Source organism: Sphingopyxis sp. (assembly GCF_051861155.1).
GTDB lineage: Bacteria > Pseudomonadota > Alphaproteobacteria > Sphingomonadales > Sphingomonadaceae > Sphingopyxis.
In genome coordinates this window covers 155,463-172,914 of record NZ_JBHYDE010000006.1, presented here as the reverse complement: position 1 = coordinate 172,914, position 17,452 = coordinate 155,463, and the positions used below count along the sequence as shown (strand labels likewise).

Genomic DNA, 17,452 nt, shown 5'->3' with positions numbered 1-17,452 from the left:
GATTTGGTTTTCAGAATGCTTTGGTGGGCCGATGCCGGACGGTCCGAGAGGTCAATATCTCGCGCCTCGCGGAGAAGACCTGCGGACTTGAACACGGAAGCGTCGTAGCCGACACGATGCAGTCTTGGATCAACGTCTATAGTGTCGACCGAAACATTTCTGCCCAAAAGCTCAATTGTTTGGCCGGATGGACGAAGGATAAAGGGCTTACTTTTGTTCGACGCCCATTTTCACGCTGACTGAGAATCCGCTTTCCACCCCAAAGCCGACATCGCCTCCACATTTCTCTTTCCTACACTTTTTGGCGGTGCCACCCTTCATCTGGCGCTTTCATACAAGGGACAAGCCGGTCGACTGCTGGCGGCGAAAGCAACGCCGCCAGCACAGCACGGGTGCCAAATCGCGCCGCGCATAAGGCTGAACTTTCCTGAACTTTGAATCGCCACGCGGTCCGGCAAACAAGCCATTGACCCCCCGTTAACCATTATCCGTCATGACCCGTCGATGTTCTTTGGGTGGGTGCGCGCATGAAGTATGATCCGATCAATCCGGCGGGACCGGTGCTCGACCAGTCGGTCGCCAGCGACTGCGGCGAACTGGCCGTTGGGTGTAGCGAGGCGGCGGGGCGCATCAAGCGGTCGACCGACCAGATGGACCGCCAGATCGACGAGCTCGGGCGCCTCGAAGAATTTGTCGTCAGCCTGGAGGCCGACCAGCGCCAGATCGCCGATTCGACCGACGAGGCGAAATTGCTGTCGGCGCGCGCCTGCGAACAGCTCGATACCGGCGCCGAACGCGTCAACGCCGCGGTCACCGAATTTCGGTCGGTCATCGACCTCGTCGCGCGGCTCGGCACCCATGTCACCAATTTCGCCGCGGTGATGGAACAGGTGCAGCAGGTCAGCCAGTCGATCGAGCAGATCGCCAAGACCACCAATATGCTGGCGCTCAACGCGGCCATCGAGGCCGAGCGTGCCGGCGATGCCGGGCGCACTTTCGCGGTCGTCGCCGCGGAGGTCAAAAAACTGGCGCAGAACACCCGCGGCGCGACCGATGAAATCCGCCGCAGCATCGGCAGCCTGGCGGCCGAGGCCGGCGGGCTGGTCACCGAAATCCAGGCCGGGGTCGAACAGTCGAGCCGCGCCGAGGCGCAGTTCGAAACGATCACCGACGCGCTGCACGATGCGACGCATCTGGTGGCGTTGCTCGACGATCAGAGCGACCGCATCGCGCAATCGAGCGCGATGGTTCACGCCAATGGTGCGAAGGTCCGCGAGGCGGTCGACCGCGTCGTCGGATCGGTGCGCGACAACCGCGCGACGCTGGAAGGCACGCGCACGTCGATCCTGTCGATGGAGCATGTGTCGAACCGCATGTTCAACGCGGTGATTTCGGCAGGGGTCAGCCCGAGCGATTCGGCGGTGGTCGAGCTGGCGGCGAACGTCCGCGACAAATTCGTCGCGCTGGCCGAACGCGCGATCGCGAATGGCGAACTGACGATGGAGCAATTGTTCGACACCAATTATGTCCGCGTTCCGGGGTCGAACCCCGAACGCTATCGCACCACCCTCTGCGACTGGGCCGACGCCCATTGGCGGCCGCTGTTCGACCATATCGTCGCCAATCATCCCGAGGTGAAGATGTCTTCGGCGGGCGACATGAACGGCTTTCTGCCGACCCACATCACCGAATGTTCGCGCGCCCCGACCGGCGACGTCGCGCACGACACCGCCTATTGCCGCAACGGCCGCATATTGTTCGACGACACCGACAAGGCCGCCAAGCGCAGCAACGCGCCGTTCTTCATGGCGGTCTATCGCCAGGAAGGCGACGGCACCAATTATGTCACGGTGCGCAACGTCTATACGCCGGTGGTGATCAACGGCCGCCGCTGGGGCGACGTCGAGGTCGCGTATCAGCTTTGATCGGGTAGCGGATCGAGCAGCCGGGCGATTAAATCGGTGTCGGCATATTCCATGATGTCGGCCACCTTTCCGTCGACAAAGCGGAACGTCCAGCTGTAGCGATTGGTATAAGCCTCACCCCGCTTGGTCCGGCTCAGATTGCGCGCCTCGACCACCACCAGGTCATCCTCCGCGACGAAGCGTTCGGCCACCACGATATTGGGTCCGTCGAAATTTGCCGCCAGCGGCGTCAACAGGTCGCGGACGACCAACGCTTTTCCCGTGTAGGTCCGCGACCAGCTGGTTGTGCCGATAATCGTCCAAGCGACATCGTCGGCCATCATATCGACAAAGGGGCGCCCATTGCCTTTGGCCGTTTCAGCAAAGGCGTGCGCGAGCACCGCCTTGTTTTCCGCGGCGCTCACCGCCTAGCTCCCCTGGCGCCGCGCCATGAACGCCAGCTTTTCGAACAGCATCACATCCTGCTCATTTTTGAGTAAGGCGCCATGGAGCGGCGGGATCGCCTTGCCGACGTCGCGGTTCTGCAGAACTTCGAGCGGCATATCCTCGTTGAGCAGCAGCTTCAGCCAGTCGATCAACTCGCTGGTCGACGGCTTTTTCTTGAGGCCCGGCACGTCGCGGACTTCGTAGAAGATGTCCATCGCGCGGCTGACCAGCGTCTTCTGAATGCCGGGGAAATGCACGTCGACGATCGCGTGCATCGTGTCGCGATCGGGGAATTTGATGTAATGAAAGAAACAGCGGCGCAGGAAGGCGTCGGGCAGTTCCTTTTCATTGTTCGAGGTGATGACGACGATCGGGCGTTCCTTCGCAGTCACCGTCTCGTCGGTTTCGTAAACATGGAACGCCATGCGATCGAGTTCCTGGAGCAGGTCGTTCGGGAATTCGATGTCGGCCTTGTCGATCTCGTCGATCAGCAGCACCGGCAGCTTGGGCGAGGTGAACGCCTCCCACAATTTGCCCTTGCGGATGTAATTGCGGATGTCGTGGACGCGCTCTTCGCCCAGCTGGCCGTCGCGCAGCCGCGCCACCGCGTCATATTCGTACAGGCCTTGCTGGGCTTTCGTCGTCGATTTGATGTTCCAGGTGATCAGCGGCGCGTCGAAGGCTTTCGCGATTTCCTCGGCCAGCACGGTCTTGCCGGTGCCGGGTTCGCCCTTCACGAGCAGCGGGCGGCGCAGCAGGGTCGCGGCATTGACCGCGACCTTCAGGTCGTCGGTGGCGATATAGGCGCTGGTTCCATCGAAACGCATGGGCTCGTCTTTCCCTTAACGTGAACGTCAATCAAGCGCGGGCATAGCGAGGGGAGGGGGAGGGTGCAAGCTGAAGGCGTCGCCCCCGCGAAGGCGGGGGCCGCTGTCGGTGTAGAACTGCCTGTCGGCGTAAGGGGGATAACGGCCCCCGCCTTCGCGGGGGCGACGGATTAGATAGCCCGGCTTGCTGCGCGCGCCGCCATCAAATCCCACAGCCCGCTGTGCTGGACGATCAGTTGCTGGGCGCCGAACACCATCGCGCGCTCGACCGCGGGGCTGTCCGCGACCGTCGCCGCCAGCCGCGCGGTGCCCGGAAGGTCGGGCAGGTTGCACGTCGGCGGCGTCATGTCGAGCCGCTGGGCGCTGATGTCGAGCAGGACGCGGATCGTCCGCCAGTCGAGCGTCAGCGCGATCGCGGCGCCGACGGCGCAGCCGTGGCGATCCGATTCGGCGAGCATGTCGATCGCCTTGCGCTGCGCCGCGACCGCGGCCTCGCATTGCGCCTGGCCCTGGGTGCTCGGCACCGGGCCGACCGCCGAGGCGATCTTGGTCAGAAAGGCGCGTTCCTGGACAAAGGCGGCGGCGGCTTCATCCATCCATTTGCGCGATGCGGGATCGACGGCCTTGCGCGCAGCATTGTCGATCACGCCGGGGTGGCGGCCGTGGAGCAGGCAGAGGAAATGGACGGCGTCGGCCAGGTTGCGCATGGCGTCGGGGCCGCTGGACAGCGCGCCGGCGCGGACGTGCGGATGCGCGCCGGTGCCGCCGCTGGCAACCAGCGAATCGAGCATTTCGGCGACGCGGCGCGGCTGCAGCAGGGGCTGGGTCGACTGGCTCAACGCTTGTTCCTCGCCTGTGGCGCGGGCCGCGGAGGCCAGGCCGGTGGACTATCAGCGATCAGCCATAGAGTAACGTCGTAAACGTCACGTTTATAAGCGGGAAACGATTTGTACCGGTGCTGTTTCAGTCAGGGACAGCCGGGGCCTGGGCCGGAACCGACAAAGAAGGACCGGCAAGCCCCGGGGAAAGCTTGCCGGTCCTGTGACGACGTCCGGGGACGTCATCGTCGCGGGGGGCCGAACCCAAAGGGAGAGGGAGCGTCCGGCCGGGTCCGCTCAAGCGGCGAGTGCGAACTCGCCGGCTTTTTCGGCGCTCGGCGTGCTGCCTTCGACCGCGCTCAGCGCCGGCGAGGCGGCAGCGGCGGTCTTGGCAGGGAAAAGCAGGCGCGAGGCGAGCACGACGCCGCCGAGCGCAAAATAGCCGAGGAAGGTCTGCACCGGGAAGAAGAACAGCGGCGCCACAAAAGCGAGCCGCAGCCACAGCGGGTTGAAGCCGAAGTCCTGGCCCACAGCCTCGCAAATCCCGAAAAAGGTGTCGCGACGCTGGAAGAGATTGGTGGTTTCATTGTCCATTTTTCGGTCTTTCCTTTTGGCGGCGGGTGTCGCCCCGTGCTCGTGCCCCCAGCTTCGCAAGGGGCGTGCCAATTTGTCGGATGCGTGGATTTCCAGCCTTTACCGGGCAGCGACGCGGCAAGGCGCGCTGCACTAATCGGGAAATGATCCCATCAGTCGGGAAATGACACCATCAGTTCGTATTTTGATTCATGGCGTGAACTCGGGGAGGGGAGAGCGCCACTCATGTGGGCGGTCGTCGGCAGTTTACAAGATTCCATAACAAGTCAGGCGCTTGGTTAGACCAAGCGCCTGACTGTTTCGACGAAATGCGAGGTAGTTTTTCCCGGTTCGGCAAACCGCCTATCCTTCCGCCAGCATTTTTAGGTTACGCCGGGCGCGTGGTAGGCAATTCAAAAGCAATTGCTTCCTCGCTTACGAACGATCATTTTGGATCGGATGACGCCAGAAATCAGGGATTCGAATTTTCTCAGGTTGAAGCTGAGCCGCTCCGACAACGCGCGGCAACCGGTTAGCTTCCTGGTCGGCGCTCCCTTTTCCTTCGATCGCGGGGTCGGCGTTCCGAATGTCGACGGGTTTTTGGATGTCGTGCGCGAGCGCGTGGCGCAAAGCGGCACCCAATTTTCCGCGGGCCTGGAAAAGGCGCTTTCGGATGGGCCGGGTCCGCTGCGCTATCAAGGCGCGATGGGCTTTGTTTACGACGGGCTCGATGCAGGTGCGGCGGCCGACGTCGTGCGGGCGGCGGTACTCCGCGCCCGTAAACCTGGCTTGCCCGACCTCGATCCGGTTACGGACTATGATGGCAGCCCGGGCGAATGGGACATTGCGCGGGCGCAGCGCGGACTGGCCCGGGCGATGCAAGTTGATCCGGATCGATTTCCGGGGCCGGTCTTTACAACGAATTTCGATCCGCTGATCGAACTTGCGTTGAGGGACCGCGGGTTTGTTCGCGGCGAAATCGGCATTGCGGCGGCCGAGGCAGCCATGGCGGCGATGCCGCAATGGTCGAGCACGATCAATGCGCGGGCGCGGGCGTTGCGGCTTGCCGATTATCCGCAAGACGCGTGCGATTTGTTGCGCGGGCAATTCCGCAACATCAAAACCACCGTCGATTGGCAACAGAATCTTCGCGCCTATTTGCACGAATGGGCAACATGCGAAGGCAAAGTCGGCGGGCGGGCGCGGCGGCTGAGCAATGCGTGGCTCGACGCCATTTCGCTTTCCGACGCGCTGCCGGTGGAGCTGGCGCCGGATCAGGTGAAGCTGTCCTGCGGCGGCCTTGCCGTCGCCTTCGAACGCCTGAGCGACGGCACGCCGAGCGGCGTTTATGCAAGGGCGCGCCGCGCCGTCACCGAACTCGGCCTTCAGGCGAATCCCGATTCCAGAGCCGCGACGATCTTTGCGCGGCACCAGCAGGAAGCGGACGCGCTGGGAATCGCCAAACCCGCCGACAACGACCAAGCCCTCGCGTGGCTCGCCGAGGCAGCGACGGCCGCATGGCAGGAGCTCGACGATACCTTCCTCCGCAGCCTCAGGCAGGATGGCCGATTGACCTTCCAGAAACTACGCGCCGCCCTGTCGACAACCTGACGTCGGCGACCTGACGTCCGCTTCGGTCGCCGCGCGCCGACTCGGACTGCCTATTGGTCGAGGAAGCTGCGCATCTTGCGGCTGCGGCTCGGGTGCTTCAGCTTGCGGAGCGCCTTCGCTTCGATCTGGCGAATGCGTTCGCGGGTCACGCTGAACTGTTGGCCGACTTCCTCCAGCGTATGGTCGGTGTTCATCCCGATGCCAAAGCGCATGCGCAGCACGCGTTCCTCGCGCGGGGTGAGCGAGGCGAGGACGCGGGTGACCGTTTCCTTGAGGTTCGACTGCACCGCGGCGTCGACCGGGATGACCGCATTCTTGTCCTCGATGAAATCGCCGAGGTGGCTGTCTTCCTCGTCGCCGATCGGCGTTTCGAGGCTGATCGGTTCCTTGGCGATCTTCATCACCTTGCGGACCTTTTCGAGCGGCATCGACAGCCGCTCGGCCATTTCCTCCGGGGTCGGCTCGCGGCCGCTTTCGTGGAGGAACTGGCGGCTGCAGCGGACCAGCTTGTTGATCGTCTCGATCATATGGACCGGGATGCGGATCGTGCGCGCCTGGTCGGCGATCGAGCGGGTGATCGCCTGCCGGATCCACCAGGTCGCATAGGTGCTGAACTTGTAGCCGCGGCGATACTCGAACTTGTCGACCGCCTTCATCAGGCCGATATTGCCTTCCTGGATCAGGTCGAGGAACTGCAGGCCGCGGTTCGTGTATTTCTTGGCGATCGAGATCACGAGGCGGAGGTTCGCCTCGACCATTTCCTTCTTGGCGATGCGCGCTTCGCGCTCGCCCTTCTGGACCATGTTCACGACGCGGCGGAATTCGGTCAGGCTCATGCCCGCGGCTTGCGCAATTTCCGAAATTTCGATGCGGATGCGGTCGACGGCGCCGGCTTCATTCTCGGCGAAGGCGGCCCATTTTTTGTCGATCGAGCCGACCGCGTCGAGCCACGTTTCTTCCAGCTCGCGCCCGACATAATTGTCGAGGAACGCCTTGCGCGGCACCTTGTGGCGCTCGGCCAGGCGCAGCATCTGGCCGCCGAGCGCGGTCAGGCGGCGGTTATAGCTGTAAAGCTGGTCGACCAGATATTCGATCTTGGTGCCGTGGAACTGCACGCTCTCGACCTGCGCGGTGAGCTCCTCGCGCAGCTTGTGATATTTCTTTTCCGACGCCGACGGAAATTCCTCGCCGCCCGACAGCGCCTCGAGCCGCGCTTCCTGCAGCTTCGAAAAGGCCTTGAAGCTCTTGGTGATGTTCGCGAATTTTTCGAGCGCGTCGGGCTTCAGCAGCTCCTCCATCGCCGCGAGGCTGAGCGTGTTGTCCTCCTCATCCTCTTCGAAGCTCTCGCGCTTGCCCGACGATCCTTCGCCATCCTCGTCGTCGCCATCGGCGGCGGGTTCTTCCTCGACCTCGTCCTCGTCCTTGAACGACACGCCGGCGGTCTTTTCGCTGATCTCGCCGTCGTCCTCGGCGCCTTCCTCGTCAAGGTTTTCGGGCGCCGGATCCTTCGACAGCATCGCTTCCAGATCGACGATCTCGCGCAGCTGCATGTCGCCATTGTTCAGCGCAGTCGACCAGTCGATGATCGCGTTAAAGGTCAGCGGGCTTTCGCACAGCCCCAGGATCATCGTGTCGCGGCCCGCTTCGATGCGCTTGGCGATCGCGATTTCGCCTTCGCGGCTGAGCAGTTCGACCGCACCCATTTCGCGCAGGTACATGCGCACGGGATCGTCGGTGCGATCGACCGTTTCCTTCTTCTTTTCGATCGCGGGGTTCGACACCGAACCGGTGCCGGCGCTGACGTCGACATCGTCATCGGCTTCCTGGTCGGCCTCTTCCTGCACATCCTCGTCGCTTTCGACGATGTTGATGCCCATGTCGCTGATCGCCGACATGATGTCCTCGATCTGCTCGGACGACATTTCGTCCTGCGGCAGCGCCGCGTTCAGCTCGTCATAGGTCAAATATCCGCGCTTCTTGCCGCGCGCGATCAGCTTTTTGACGTCGGCCTCGTTCAGGTCGATCAGCGGGGCGTCGGTATCGGTGTCGGCGGCGGTGTTCTTGGTGGCCATATATGTTCCTGCCAAAGGGGCAATTCGGTGGGTCAGCTCTCGCTACTGTCGGACAGCGCAGCGAGGCGGCGGGTCAGTTCCTTGTCCATCGCATACAGCTTTTGCTGCCTTGCGAATCCTTCATCGTCCATCGTGCGCTGAAAATCCGCGGTGGCCTCGGCCAGCCGGGCGCGGATTTCGGGCTGGGTGACCAGCACGCCGATATATTCCTCCAAGTCGCGAAGCGCGGTTTCCCGCGCCGCATCAACCTCTTCGCTGTCAAGCCTGCGATTGAACGAGAAGTGCATTCCATCGGCTCTGAGCAATGTCGTCGCCCTATTATACACTTTCATTGGCTCCAATATGGCAAGCAACCCCTCGCAATCAAGCCCTTCCTGACCACCCACGCTGTCAAGCATTGCGCGCAGCAGTTCGGCGTCGCCGGAATCGGCGACCGGCAGACGGGTGAGCGCCTCCTCGTTGCGCCGCAGCGCTTCGGGGTAACGCAGCAAGCCGCCGATCAGCGCCGCCACATAGGGCGCGGCGATCCCCGCCAGGCCGATCGTGCGCGTTTCGTCGGCTGGCGGCTGCAACCGCGGGTCGGGGCCAAAGCGGCGATTGCCGTTGCCGCCGCGTCCGCCCCGCGGCGGGTTCGGCGTCCAAGGCGCGCGCGCCGCGCGTTCGGGGCGTTGCCGCGCGAACAGCGTGTCCAGCCGTTCGCGAAACGCCTCGCGATAATGGTGGCGGACGTCGGCGTCCTCGATCGCGTCGGCATGCGCGAGCAACCGGGTCTTGAGCGCCGCGCGCTCCTCGGGCGTCGCGAGCGGCCCCGCCGCGACCTCATGCGCCCACAATCGCTCGACCAGCGGCTGGGCGTCGGCGAGCAGGTCGGCGAACCCCTCGGCCCCGCGGGCGCGGACGATGTCGTCGGGATCCTGCCCGGCGGGCAGGGTGGCAAAGGCGAGGCTGAAACCGGGGCGGAGCAGCGGCAGTGCGCGCATCGCGGCGCGCATCGCGGCTTTCTGCCCCGCCGCATCGCCGTCGAAGCACAGAAAAGGCACCGGCACCATGCGCCAGATGAGGCCTAGTTGCGCTTCGGTCAGCGCGGTGCCGAGCGGCGCGACCGCGTCGGCAATCCCTGCCTCGGCGAGCGCGATGACGTCCATATAGCCCTCGACGACGATGATCCGGTTCGTCTGCCGCGACGCCGGGCTCGCCTTGTCGAGGTTATAAAGGACACGCCCCTTGTCGAACAAAGGGGTGTCGGGCGAGTTCAGATATTTGGGCTCGCCATCGCCCAGGATGCGCCCGCCGAACGCGATCACGCGCCCGCGCGCATCGCGGATCGGGATCATCAGGCGACCGCGAAAACGGTCGTAGGATTCTTTGTCCTCGACCGCGATCAACATCCCCGATTCGACGAGCATCGCGGTCGGGAATTTCTTGAGCGCCTCCTTCAGCGCGCTGCGGCTGTCGGGCGCGAGGCCGAAACCGAAGGCGCGGCGGGTCGGGTCGGATATGCCGCGCTTGGCCAGATAATCGCGCGCCGGGGCGCCGTTGCTGCTGTCGAGCTGCTGGGTAAACCAGTCGGCGGCGCCCTGCACGACATCGCGCAGGCTCGCTGCCTCCTCGGCCTTTTTCGCGGCGCGCGGGTCGGCGGCGGGCACCTCCATCCCGGCCTCGGCGGCGAGTTCCTTGACCGCATCCATGAACGACAGCCCGCGCTGGTCGGTCATCCAGCGGATCGCATCGCCATGCGCGCCGCACCCGAAGCAGTGATAGAAGCCCTTCTCTTCGTTGATCGTAAAGCTGGGGGTCTTTTCGTTATGGAAGGGGCAGCACGCCTTATACTCGCGGCCCGCGCGCGTAACCTTCACCGTCCGCCCGATCAGGGTCGACAGCGTGATCCGCGATCGCAATTCGTCCAGCCATTGCGGGGTGAGGGTCAACTATCCCCCTCCCGCTTGCGGGAGGGGCTAGGGGAGGGCATGTTCGCTATCACGCGCTCAATCTCGCCCACGACACCTTCGATCCGTTCCAACACATCATTATTCCAGAACCGGATCACTCGATAACCCTGTGATTGCAGAAAGGCCGTGCGCGATGCGTCTTTTGCTACATCAACTGCGTGCTGCCCACCATCGACTTCGACGATCAGTTTGGCGGTTCGCGAGACAAAATCGCAAATGAACGGGCCTACCGGGAATTGTCGATTGAAGCGGACGCCAGCGACCTTGCGCGCGCTCAGTTGCGCCCAGAGTTTCCGCTCGGCGTCGGTGGCGTTCAGCCTAAGCTCGCGGGAGCGCATTGTCGGTCGTTTGTAGCCCTTGTCCAACAGGCCCTCCCCCGACCCCTCCCGCAAGCGGGAGGGGAGAAATATGCGCTCGCGGCCCGTCCAGTCCCCCTCCCGCTTGCGGGGGCTAGGGCAGGGCATGTCGCCTTACGACAGCGCCGCCTTCACCCACCCGCTCGCCTTGCTCATGTCCAGTTCGGACCCGTGGCGTTCCTTCACCGCGGCCATCACGCGGCCCATATCCTTCAGGCTTGTCGCGCCCAGTTCCGCCGCAATCGCCTTGATCGCCGCCTGCGCCTCATCGTCGCTCAGCTGCGCGGGCAGGAAATCCTCGATCACCACGACCTCGGCCGCCTCGATGTCGGCCAGTTCCTGCCGCCCGCCCTGCTCGTACATGGCGATCGACTCGCGGCGCTGCTTGACCATTTTCTGCAGCACGTCGGTGACCAGCACATCGTCGTCGGCCGGCGCGGTGCCGGTGCGCAGTTCGATATCCTTGTCCTTGATCTTCGCCAGCATCAGCCGGATGGTGCCCAGCCGCGCCTTGTCGCCGGCTTTCATCGCGGCGACCTGCGCAGCCTTGATGTCGTCACGAATCATGCGTGTCCCCATGCGCTGCAAATTTCGGAAAGGCCCTCTCTAGCGGCAAGATTCCGAATCCGATAGCTTGTGAATCACTTTTTTGCCGCCTACTTGGTCGGCCGTTTAGCCCCCCGTCCGGAGCATATTGAATGGCACCTGCCAACCCCTCTGCCGCGCCCAACGCCCAGCCCGATGGCGCGACTGGCGTTCTCGTCCTTGCCGACGGCACCGTCCTGTGGGGCGTCGGTTATGGCGCGAGCGGTGCGGGTGTGGGCGAGATTTGTTTCAACACCGCGATGACCGGTTATCAGGAAATCCTGACCGACCCCAGCTATGCGGGCCAGATCATCACCTTCACCTTTCCGCACATCGGCAATGTCGGCGCGAACCCCGACGATATGGAGCGCGACAAGCGCGCCGCGATCGGGTGCATCACCCGCGAGCTGCCGACGCTGCCCAGCAATTTTCGCAGCGTCCAGACCTTGCCCGAATGGATGGCGGCGCAGGGGCTGATCGGCCTCGCCGGCATCGACACCCGCGCGCTGACGCGCCGCATCCGCAATGGCGGTGCCCCGACCGGGGTGGTGGCGCACAGCCCCGATGGCAAGTTCGATCTCGACCGGCTGCTCATGCTGGCGCAGGGCTGGCCGGGGCTGGAGGGTATGGACCTTGCCAAGACTGTCACCCGTGAACGGCAGGGCGCGTGGGATGCGGGGGTCTGGCATCTGGGTTCGGGCTATGAGTCCCCCTCCCGCTTGCGGGAGGGGCTAGGGGAGGGCATGTCGCCGTCCTCGACCGAAACAGGCCCTCCCCCGACCCCTCCCGCAAGCGGGAGGGGGGAAGAAAAGCCGCACGTCGTCGCGGTCGATTATGGCGCCAAGGACAATATCTTCCGCAATCTGGTCAAGGCCGGCGCGCGCGTCACTGTGGTGCCCGCAAAGACCAGCCTCGAAGACATTGTCGCGCTGCGCCCCGCGGGGGTGTTCCTGTCGAACGGCCCCGGCGATCCCGCGGCGACGGGCGACTATGCGGTGCCGGTGATCAAGGGATTGCTCGAACGCAACGTCCCGATCTTCGGCATCTGCCTCGGCCACCAGCTGCTCGCGCTCGCCGCAGGGGCAAAGACGGTGAAGATGCACCAGGGCCATCGCGGCGCCAACCATCCGGTGCAGCGCGTCGGCGGTGAGTTCGCCGACGGCGTGGTCGAGATCACCAGCATGAACCACGGCTTTGCGGTCGACGCATCGACGCTGCCCGGCGGCGTGGTCGAAACGCACAAGAGCCTGTTCGATGGATCGAACTGCGGCATCGCGATCACGGGCAAGAATGCGTTCAGCGTGCAATATCACCCCGAAGCGAGCCCGGGACCGCAGGACAGTTTCTATCTGTTCGAGAAGTTTGTGGGCGGGTTGAAGTGAGGCGAACGCGGCTGATCTGGCTAGCGGTGGGAATTGCGGTCGGTGTAATCGCCGCCGCAATACCTTCCTTTTTTTATCCGGACGAGCTCATGTATTTGAAGCTTGTTGGTCCGGATTCGGGTCAGACGGCGGGCCAACGCGACGCGCAGCAGTCAGTTCTGGAGAAGGTTTGGACCTGCGGAGGTCGTAACTTTTCAGCGGCTCTGCCGACCCATGCCGTCGACGTGAATATCCCGATCACGTCCGAAAACAAGAAAATCGCAGACTGCGTCATCAAAGCCGCAGCTGGGACCGACATTTCCATAACCATAGCGAACGGCAAACGATAATGCCCAAAAGAACCGACATCCAATCCATCCTCGTCATCGGCGCCGGCCCGATCGTTATCGGTCAGGCGTGCGAGTTCGACTATTCGGGGACGCAGGCGATCAAGGCGCTGAAGGAGGAGGGCTATCGCATCGTCCTCGTCAACTCCAACCCCGCGACGATCATGACCGATCCCGACCTCGCCGACGCGACCTATGTCGAGCCGATCACGCCCGAGATCGTCGCGAAGATCATCGCGAAGGAAACCGCGCTGCACCCCGGCGGCTGGGCCGTCCTGCCGACGATGGGCGGGCAGACCGCGCTCAACACCGCGCTGGCTTTGTTCAACGACGGCACGCTGACCAAATATGGCGTCGAGATGATCGGCGCCGATGCCGAAGCGATCGACAAGGCCGAGGACCGGCAGAAATTCCGCGACGCGATGGACAAGATCGGGCTGGAAAGCGCGCGCAGCGGCGTCGCGCACACGCTCGACGAGGCGCTGAAAATCCTCGACCGCACCGGGCTCCCCTCGATCATCCGCCCGTCGTTCACGCTCGGCGGCACCGGCGGCGGCATCGCGTATAACCGCGAGGAGTTCGAGCATATCGTCCGCGGCGGTCTGATCGCCTCGCCGACCACCGAAGTCCTGATCGAGGAATCGCTCCTCGGCTGGAAAGAATATGAGATGGAGGTCGTGCGCGACCGCAAGGATAACTGCATCATCATCTGTTCGATCGAAAATGTCGATCCGATGGGCGTGCACACCGGCGACAGCATCACCGTCGCCCCGGCGCTGACGCTGACCGACAAGGAATATCAGATCATGCGCAACGCGAGCATCGCGTGCTTGCGCGAGATCGGGGTCGAAACCGGCGGATCGAACGTCCAGTTCGCGGTCAATCCCAAGGACGGCCGCCTGATCGTGATCGAGATGAACCCGCGCGTGTCGCGCTCGTCGGCGCTGGCGTCGAAGGCGACGGGTTTCCCGATCGCCAAGGTCGCGGCAAAGCTCGCGGTCGGTTACACGCTCGACGAGATCATGAACGACATCACCGGGGTCACCCCGGCGTCGTTCGAACCGACGATCGACTATGTCGTCACCAAGATCCCGCGCTTTGCGTTCGAGAAGTTCAAGGGCGCCGAGGCGGTGCTGTCGACCGCGATGAAATCGGTCGGCGAAGTGATGGCGATCGGCCGCACGATCCACGAGTCTTTGCAAAAGGCGCTGCGCGGGCTGGAAACCGGCCTGTCGGGCTTCAACTTCGTCGATCGCTTGAAGGGCGCGTCGCACGACCAGCTGCGCAGCGAACTGGCGAAGGCGACCCCCGACCGCTTGCTCAACGCGGCGCAGGCGATCCGCGAGGGGCTGCCTTTGGCGGAAATCAACCGCATCGCGGGCTACGACATGTGGTTCCTCGAACGCATCGCAGAGATTATCGCCGCCGAGCAGGAGGTTTGCGAAAACGGCCTGCCGCGCGATGCCGAGGGGCTGCGCAAGCTCAAATCGATGGGCTTTTCGGACAAGCGGCTCGCGTACCTCGCGCTCCAGTCGGCAAATTTGCGCCCCGGATCGAAGCGCGCCACCGCGCGCGGCAGCGGGCTGATCCACGAAGCGGTGAAGGCGATGACCGGCGGTGTCACCGAAGCCGAAGTGCGCGCGCTGCGCCACAAGCTCGGCGTTCGCCCGGTGTTCAAGACGATCGACACCTGCGCCGCCGAATTTGCGGCGCAGACCCCCTATCTTTACTCGACCTATGAAGCGCCGACCTTTGGCATCCCCGAGTGCGAGGCCGATCCGTCGGGCGCCAAAAAGATCGTCATCCTCGGCGGCGGCCCGAACCGGATCGGGCAGGGGATCGAGTTCGACTATTGCTGCTGCCACGCCTGCTTCGCGCTCGAAGAGGCGGGGTATGAGACGATCATGATCAACTGCAATCCGGAGACGGTGAGCACCGATTATGACACCTCCGACCGCCTCTATTTCGAGCCGCTGACCGCCGAGGATGTGCTGGAGATCCTCCACGTCGAGCAGTCGAAGGGCACGCTGGTCGGCGTGATCGTCCAGTTCGGCGGCCAGACCCCGCTGAAGCTGGCGCAGGCGCTGTCCGACGCGGGCATCCCGATCCTCGGCACCTCGCCCGACGCGATCGACCTCGCCGAAGACCGCGAGCGCTTTGCGGCGCTGGTCAACAAGCTTGGCCTGAAGCAGCCCGAAAACGGCATCGCGCGCAGCCGCGAGGAAGCGATCGCGGTCGCGGCGCGGATCGGTTACCCGGTGCTCACGCGCCCGTCCTATGTGCTGGGCGGCCGCGCGATGGAAATCGTCGACGATCAGGCGCAGCTGGAAAATTACATCGAGACCGCGGTGCAGGTGTCGGGCGATTCGCCGGTGCTGATCGACCGTTATCTGCGCGACGCGATCGAGGTTGATGTCGATGCTTTGTGCGACGGCACCGATGTGGTCGTGGCGGGGGTGCTCCAGCATATCGAGGAAGCCGGGGTCCATTCGGGCGACAGCGCCTGTTCGATCCCGCCGTACAGCCTGTCGGCCGGCATCATCGCCGAAATCGAGCGCCAGACCGAAGCGCTCGCGCGCGCGCTCGACGTCCGCGGCCTGATGAACATCCAGTTCGCGGTGAAGGGCGATCCCGGCTCGGAGGCCGGGGCAGGCGTTTACCTGATCGAGGTCAACCCGCGTGCCAGTCGCACCGTACCCTTCGTCGCGAAAGCCGTCGGTTCGCCGATCGCCAAGATCGCGGCGCGGGTGATGGCGGGCGAAAAGCTTGCCGACCTGCCGCGGATCAATCGCGACATCCAGCATGTCGCGGTCAAGGAAGCGGTGTTCCCCTTTGCGCGCTTCCCCGGCACCGATCCGGTGCTGTCGCCCGAAATGAAGTCCACCGGCGAAGTCATGGGAATCGATCGTGATTTCAACCTGGCGTTCGCGAAGGCGCAGTTGGGCGCGGGCGACCGCCTGCCGACCACCGGGCGCGTGTTCGTGTCGGTCAAGGACAGCGACAAACCGCGCATCCTCGACTCCGTCCGCCGCCTGACCGGCTGGGGCTGGAAGGTGATCGCGACCGGCGGCACCGCCGATTATCTGGCGGGCGAAGGGATCGCGATCGAGCGCGTCAACAAGGTCGCGCAGGGCCGTCCGCATATCGTCGACCGGATCAAGGACGGCGACGTCCAGCTGATCTTCAACACCACCGAGGGGTGGCAGAGCCTGCAGGATTCGCAGTCGATCCGCGCCTCGGCGCTCGCCGGCGACGTCGCTTACTACACGACGGCGGCGGGCAGCGATGCCGCGACCCACGCGATCGGCGCGCTGCGCGCGCACTCTCTTGAAGTAAAGCCGCTTCAAGACTATTATTGAAGGACCGCTCCACCCCCCGACATTGACGGAAACAGCGGCGCAGCCGCCCGGCGAAGTTTCGCTGGCGGCGGATTATTGACGAAGGACAACAGGATAATGGCAAGCGTTGAAAAGGTACCGATGCTGGCAGAAGGCTATGACAAGCTGAGCTCGCAGCTCAGCGCGCTCAAGGCCGAGCGACCGCTGATCGTCGATGCGATCGAGGAAGCGCGCGCCCACGGCGACCTTTCGGAAAATGCCGAATATCACGCCGCGAAAGAGCGCCAGGGCCAGGTCGAAGCGACGATCGGCGATCTGGAAGACAAGCTGTCGCGCGCGCAGGTGATCGACCCGACGACGCTGACCGGCGACCGCATCGTGTTCGGCGCGACCGTGACGCTCGCTGACGAAGACGACAAGCCGGTGCGGTACCAGATCGTTGGCCAGGCCGAAGCCGACGCCAAGGACGGCAAGATCAGCTATAATTCGCCGCTCGGCCGCGCGCTGATCGGCCGCCGCGTCGAGGACGAGATCGAAGTCACCGTGCCCGCGGGCGACAAATATTATCTGGTGAAGAAAATCGAATTCATCTGATGGAGCGCCAAGGAGCGAGATAGGCGATGAAGCCGCAGGCCGCGCCGCTGGTCACGGGCTATGCGCTGGCGTGCGTCATTGTCTTTGCCCTGCTGTGGATCACCGGGTTCCAGATCGATGCGATCGTCCGCGCGGGGTTCATTCCGGCGCGGTTCGGGTCCGAACTGATCGTCCCGCCGGGGACGCTGGTGCCGTTTTTCCTCACCCCGCTGACGTCGGCGTTCCTGCACGGCGGGGTGCTGCACATCGTCTTCAACATCGTCGTGCTGCTGTTCATCGGCCGCCAGCTGGAAGCACCGCTGGGCGCGAAGGCGATGGTGGTGCTGCTCCTTGCCGGCGCCTACACCGGTGCGTTCGCGCAATTCCTCGCCGACCCGGCGTCGGCGGTGCCGATGATCGGCGCCAGCGGCGCGATCTCGGCGCTGATTGCGGTGTTCGCGCTGATCTTCAGCCGCTCGCAGGCGTCCGCGATCGGCCCGATCCCGGGGCATTGGGTGCGCGCGCTGTGGCTCGCCGCGGCGTGGATCGGGTTACAACTGCTGATCGGTTTTGCGGGCGGCGGCAGTTTTGGCGCGATCGCGATCTGGGCGCATGTCGGCGGGTTTCTGGCCGGGCTGGTGCTGGCACGGCCGTTGCTGCGCTGGCGGTTCGGGGCGCGGTAGTCAAAGCC

General features: G+C 64.2%; 15 protein-coding genes. 7 read left to right on the top strand and 8 right to left on the bottom strand.

The window, feature by feature from the left end; genetic code table 11:
- Positions 1-527 precede the first annotated feature (527 nt).
- Positions 528-1,925, top strand: a complete 1,398-nt coding sequence (locus ACTIFP_RS12450) for a methyl-accepting chemotaxis protein (RefSeq protein WP_439569022.1) — start codon at positions 528-530, stop codon at positions 1,923-1,925.
- On the opposite strand, the gene ACTIFP_RS12445 is transcribed toward ACTIFP_RS12450, so the two are convergent.
- From ACTIFP_RS12445 to ACTIFP_RS12430, 4 genes are all read right to left on the bottom strand, one after another.
- Positions 1,916-2,329 carry a nuclear transport factor 2 family protein gene (locus tag ACTIFP_RS12445; RefSeq protein ID WP_439569021.1) on the bottom strand — a complete coding sequence of 138 codons (414 nt, stop codon included), beginning with the start codon at positions 2,327-2,329 and terminating at the stop codon, positions 1,916-1,918. The two genes, ACTIFP_RS12450 and ACTIFP_RS12445, sit on opposite strands and share 10 nt — an antisense overlap.
- A gap of 3 nt (positions 2,330-2,332) precedes the next feature.
- Positions 2,333-3,178, bottom strand: a complete 846-nt coding sequence (locus ACTIFP_RS12440) for an AAA family ATPase (RefSeq protein ID WP_137752167.1) — start codon at positions 3,176-3,178, stop codon at positions 2,333-2,335.
- A gap of 170 nt (positions 3,179-3,348) precedes the next feature.
- Positions 3,349-4,017: a DUF6975 family protein gene (locus ACTIFP_RS12435; RefSeq protein ID WP_439569020.1), complete on the bottom strand. Its 669-nt coding sequence runs from the start codon at positions 4,015-4,017 to the stop codon at positions 3,349-3,351.
- Positions 4,018-4,293: 276 nt separating this feature from the next.
- A complete protein-coding gene (locus tag ACTIFP_RS12430; RefSeq protein WP_439569019.1) occupies positions 4,294-4,590 on the bottom strand; it encodes a PspC domain-containing protein in 297 nt (98 codons plus the stop codon).
- A gap of 438 nt (positions 4,591-5,028) precedes the next feature.
- Here ACTIFP_RS12430 and ACTIFP_RS12425 point away from each other — a divergent pair, with 438 nt between their 5' ends.
- The gene (locus tag ACTIFP_RS12425; RefSeq protein WP_439569018.1) at positions 5,029-6,180 is read left to right on the top strand and encodes a hypothetical protein; all 1,152 of its coding nucleotides are present in this window, start codon (positions 5,029-5,031) and stop codon (positions 6,178-6,180) included.
- Between the two features lie 50 nt (positions 6,181-6,230).
- Here ACTIFP_RS12425 and rpoD read toward each other — a convergent pair whose 3' ends face one another.
- The 4 genes from rpoD to ACTIFP_RS12405 form a co-directional block, all read right to left on the bottom strand.
- Positions 6,231-8,252 carry an RNA polymerase sigma factor RpoD gene (rpoD, locus tag ACTIFP_RS12420; protein WP_439569017.1) on the bottom strand — a complete coding sequence of 674 codons (2,022 nt, stop codon included), beginning with the start codon at positions 8,250-8,252 and terminating at the stop codon, positions 6,231-6,233.
- Positions 8,253-8,284: 32 nt separating this feature from the next.
- Positions 8,285-10,180 carry a DNA primase gene (gene dnaG, locus ACTIFP_RS12415; protein ID WP_439569016.1) on the bottom strand — a complete coding sequence of 632 codons (1,896 nt, stop codon included), beginning with the start codon at positions 10,178-10,180 and terminating at the stop codon, positions 8,285-8,287.
- Complete coding sequence (locus tag ACTIFP_RS12410) at positions 10,177-10,566, bottom strand: endonuclease domain-containing protein (RefSeq protein WP_439569015.1); 390 nt, start codon at positions 10,564-10,566, stop codon at positions 10,177-10,179. The genes dnaG and ACTIFP_RS12410 overlap by 4 nt, the downstream gene beginning before the upstream one ends.
- A gap of 105 nt (positions 10,567-10,671) precedes the next feature.
- Positions 10,672-11,124 (bottom strand): GatB/YqeY domain-containing protein, encoded by a 453-nt coding sequence (locus ACTIFP_RS12405; protein WP_439569155.1) that lies wholly within the window; start codon positions 11,122-11,124, stop codon positions 10,672-10,674.
- A 131-nt stretch (positions 11,125-11,255) separates the two neighbouring features.
- Here ACTIFP_RS12405 and carA point away from each other — a divergent pair, with 131 nt between their 5' ends.
- The 5 genes from carA (at position 11,256) to ACTIFP_RS12380 (ending at position 17,444) form a co-directional block, all read left to right on the top strand.
- On the top strand, positions 11,256-12,524 hold the full coding sequence (gene carA / locus ACTIFP_RS12400) for a glutamine-hydrolyzing carbamoyl-phosphate synthase small subunit (RefSeq protein ID WP_439569014.1): 1,269 nt from the start codon (positions 11,256-11,258) through the stop codon (positions 12,522-12,524).
- Between the two features lie 26 nt (positions 12,525-12,550).
- Entirely contained in the window at positions 12,551-12,853 is a 303-nt protein-coding gene (locus tag ACTIFP_RS12395) for a hypothetical protein (protein WP_439569013.1), read from the top strand.
- Positions 12,853-16,209, top strand: coding sequence for a carbamoyl-phosphate synthase large subunit (gene carB, locus ACTIFP_RS12390; RefSeq protein ID WP_439569012.1), 3,357 nt, complete (start codon positions 12,853-12,855; stop codon positions 16,207-16,209). The genes ACTIFP_RS12395 and carB overlap by 1 nt, the downstream gene beginning before the upstream one ends.
- 96 nt (positions 16,210-16,305) lie before the next feature.
- Entirely contained in the window at positions 16,306-16,782 is a 477-nt protein-coding gene (gene greA, locus ACTIFP_RS12385) for a transcription elongation factor GreA (RefSeq protein WP_439569011.1), read from the top strand.
- 26 nt (positions 16,783-16,808) lie between these two features.
- Positions 16,809-17,444: a rhomboid family intramembrane serine protease gene (locus ACTIFP_RS12380; protein WP_439569010.1), complete on the top strand. Its 636-nt coding sequence runs from the start codon at positions 16,809-16,811 to the stop codon at positions 17,442-17,444.
- Positions 17,445-17,452: the final 8 nt, after the last annotated feature.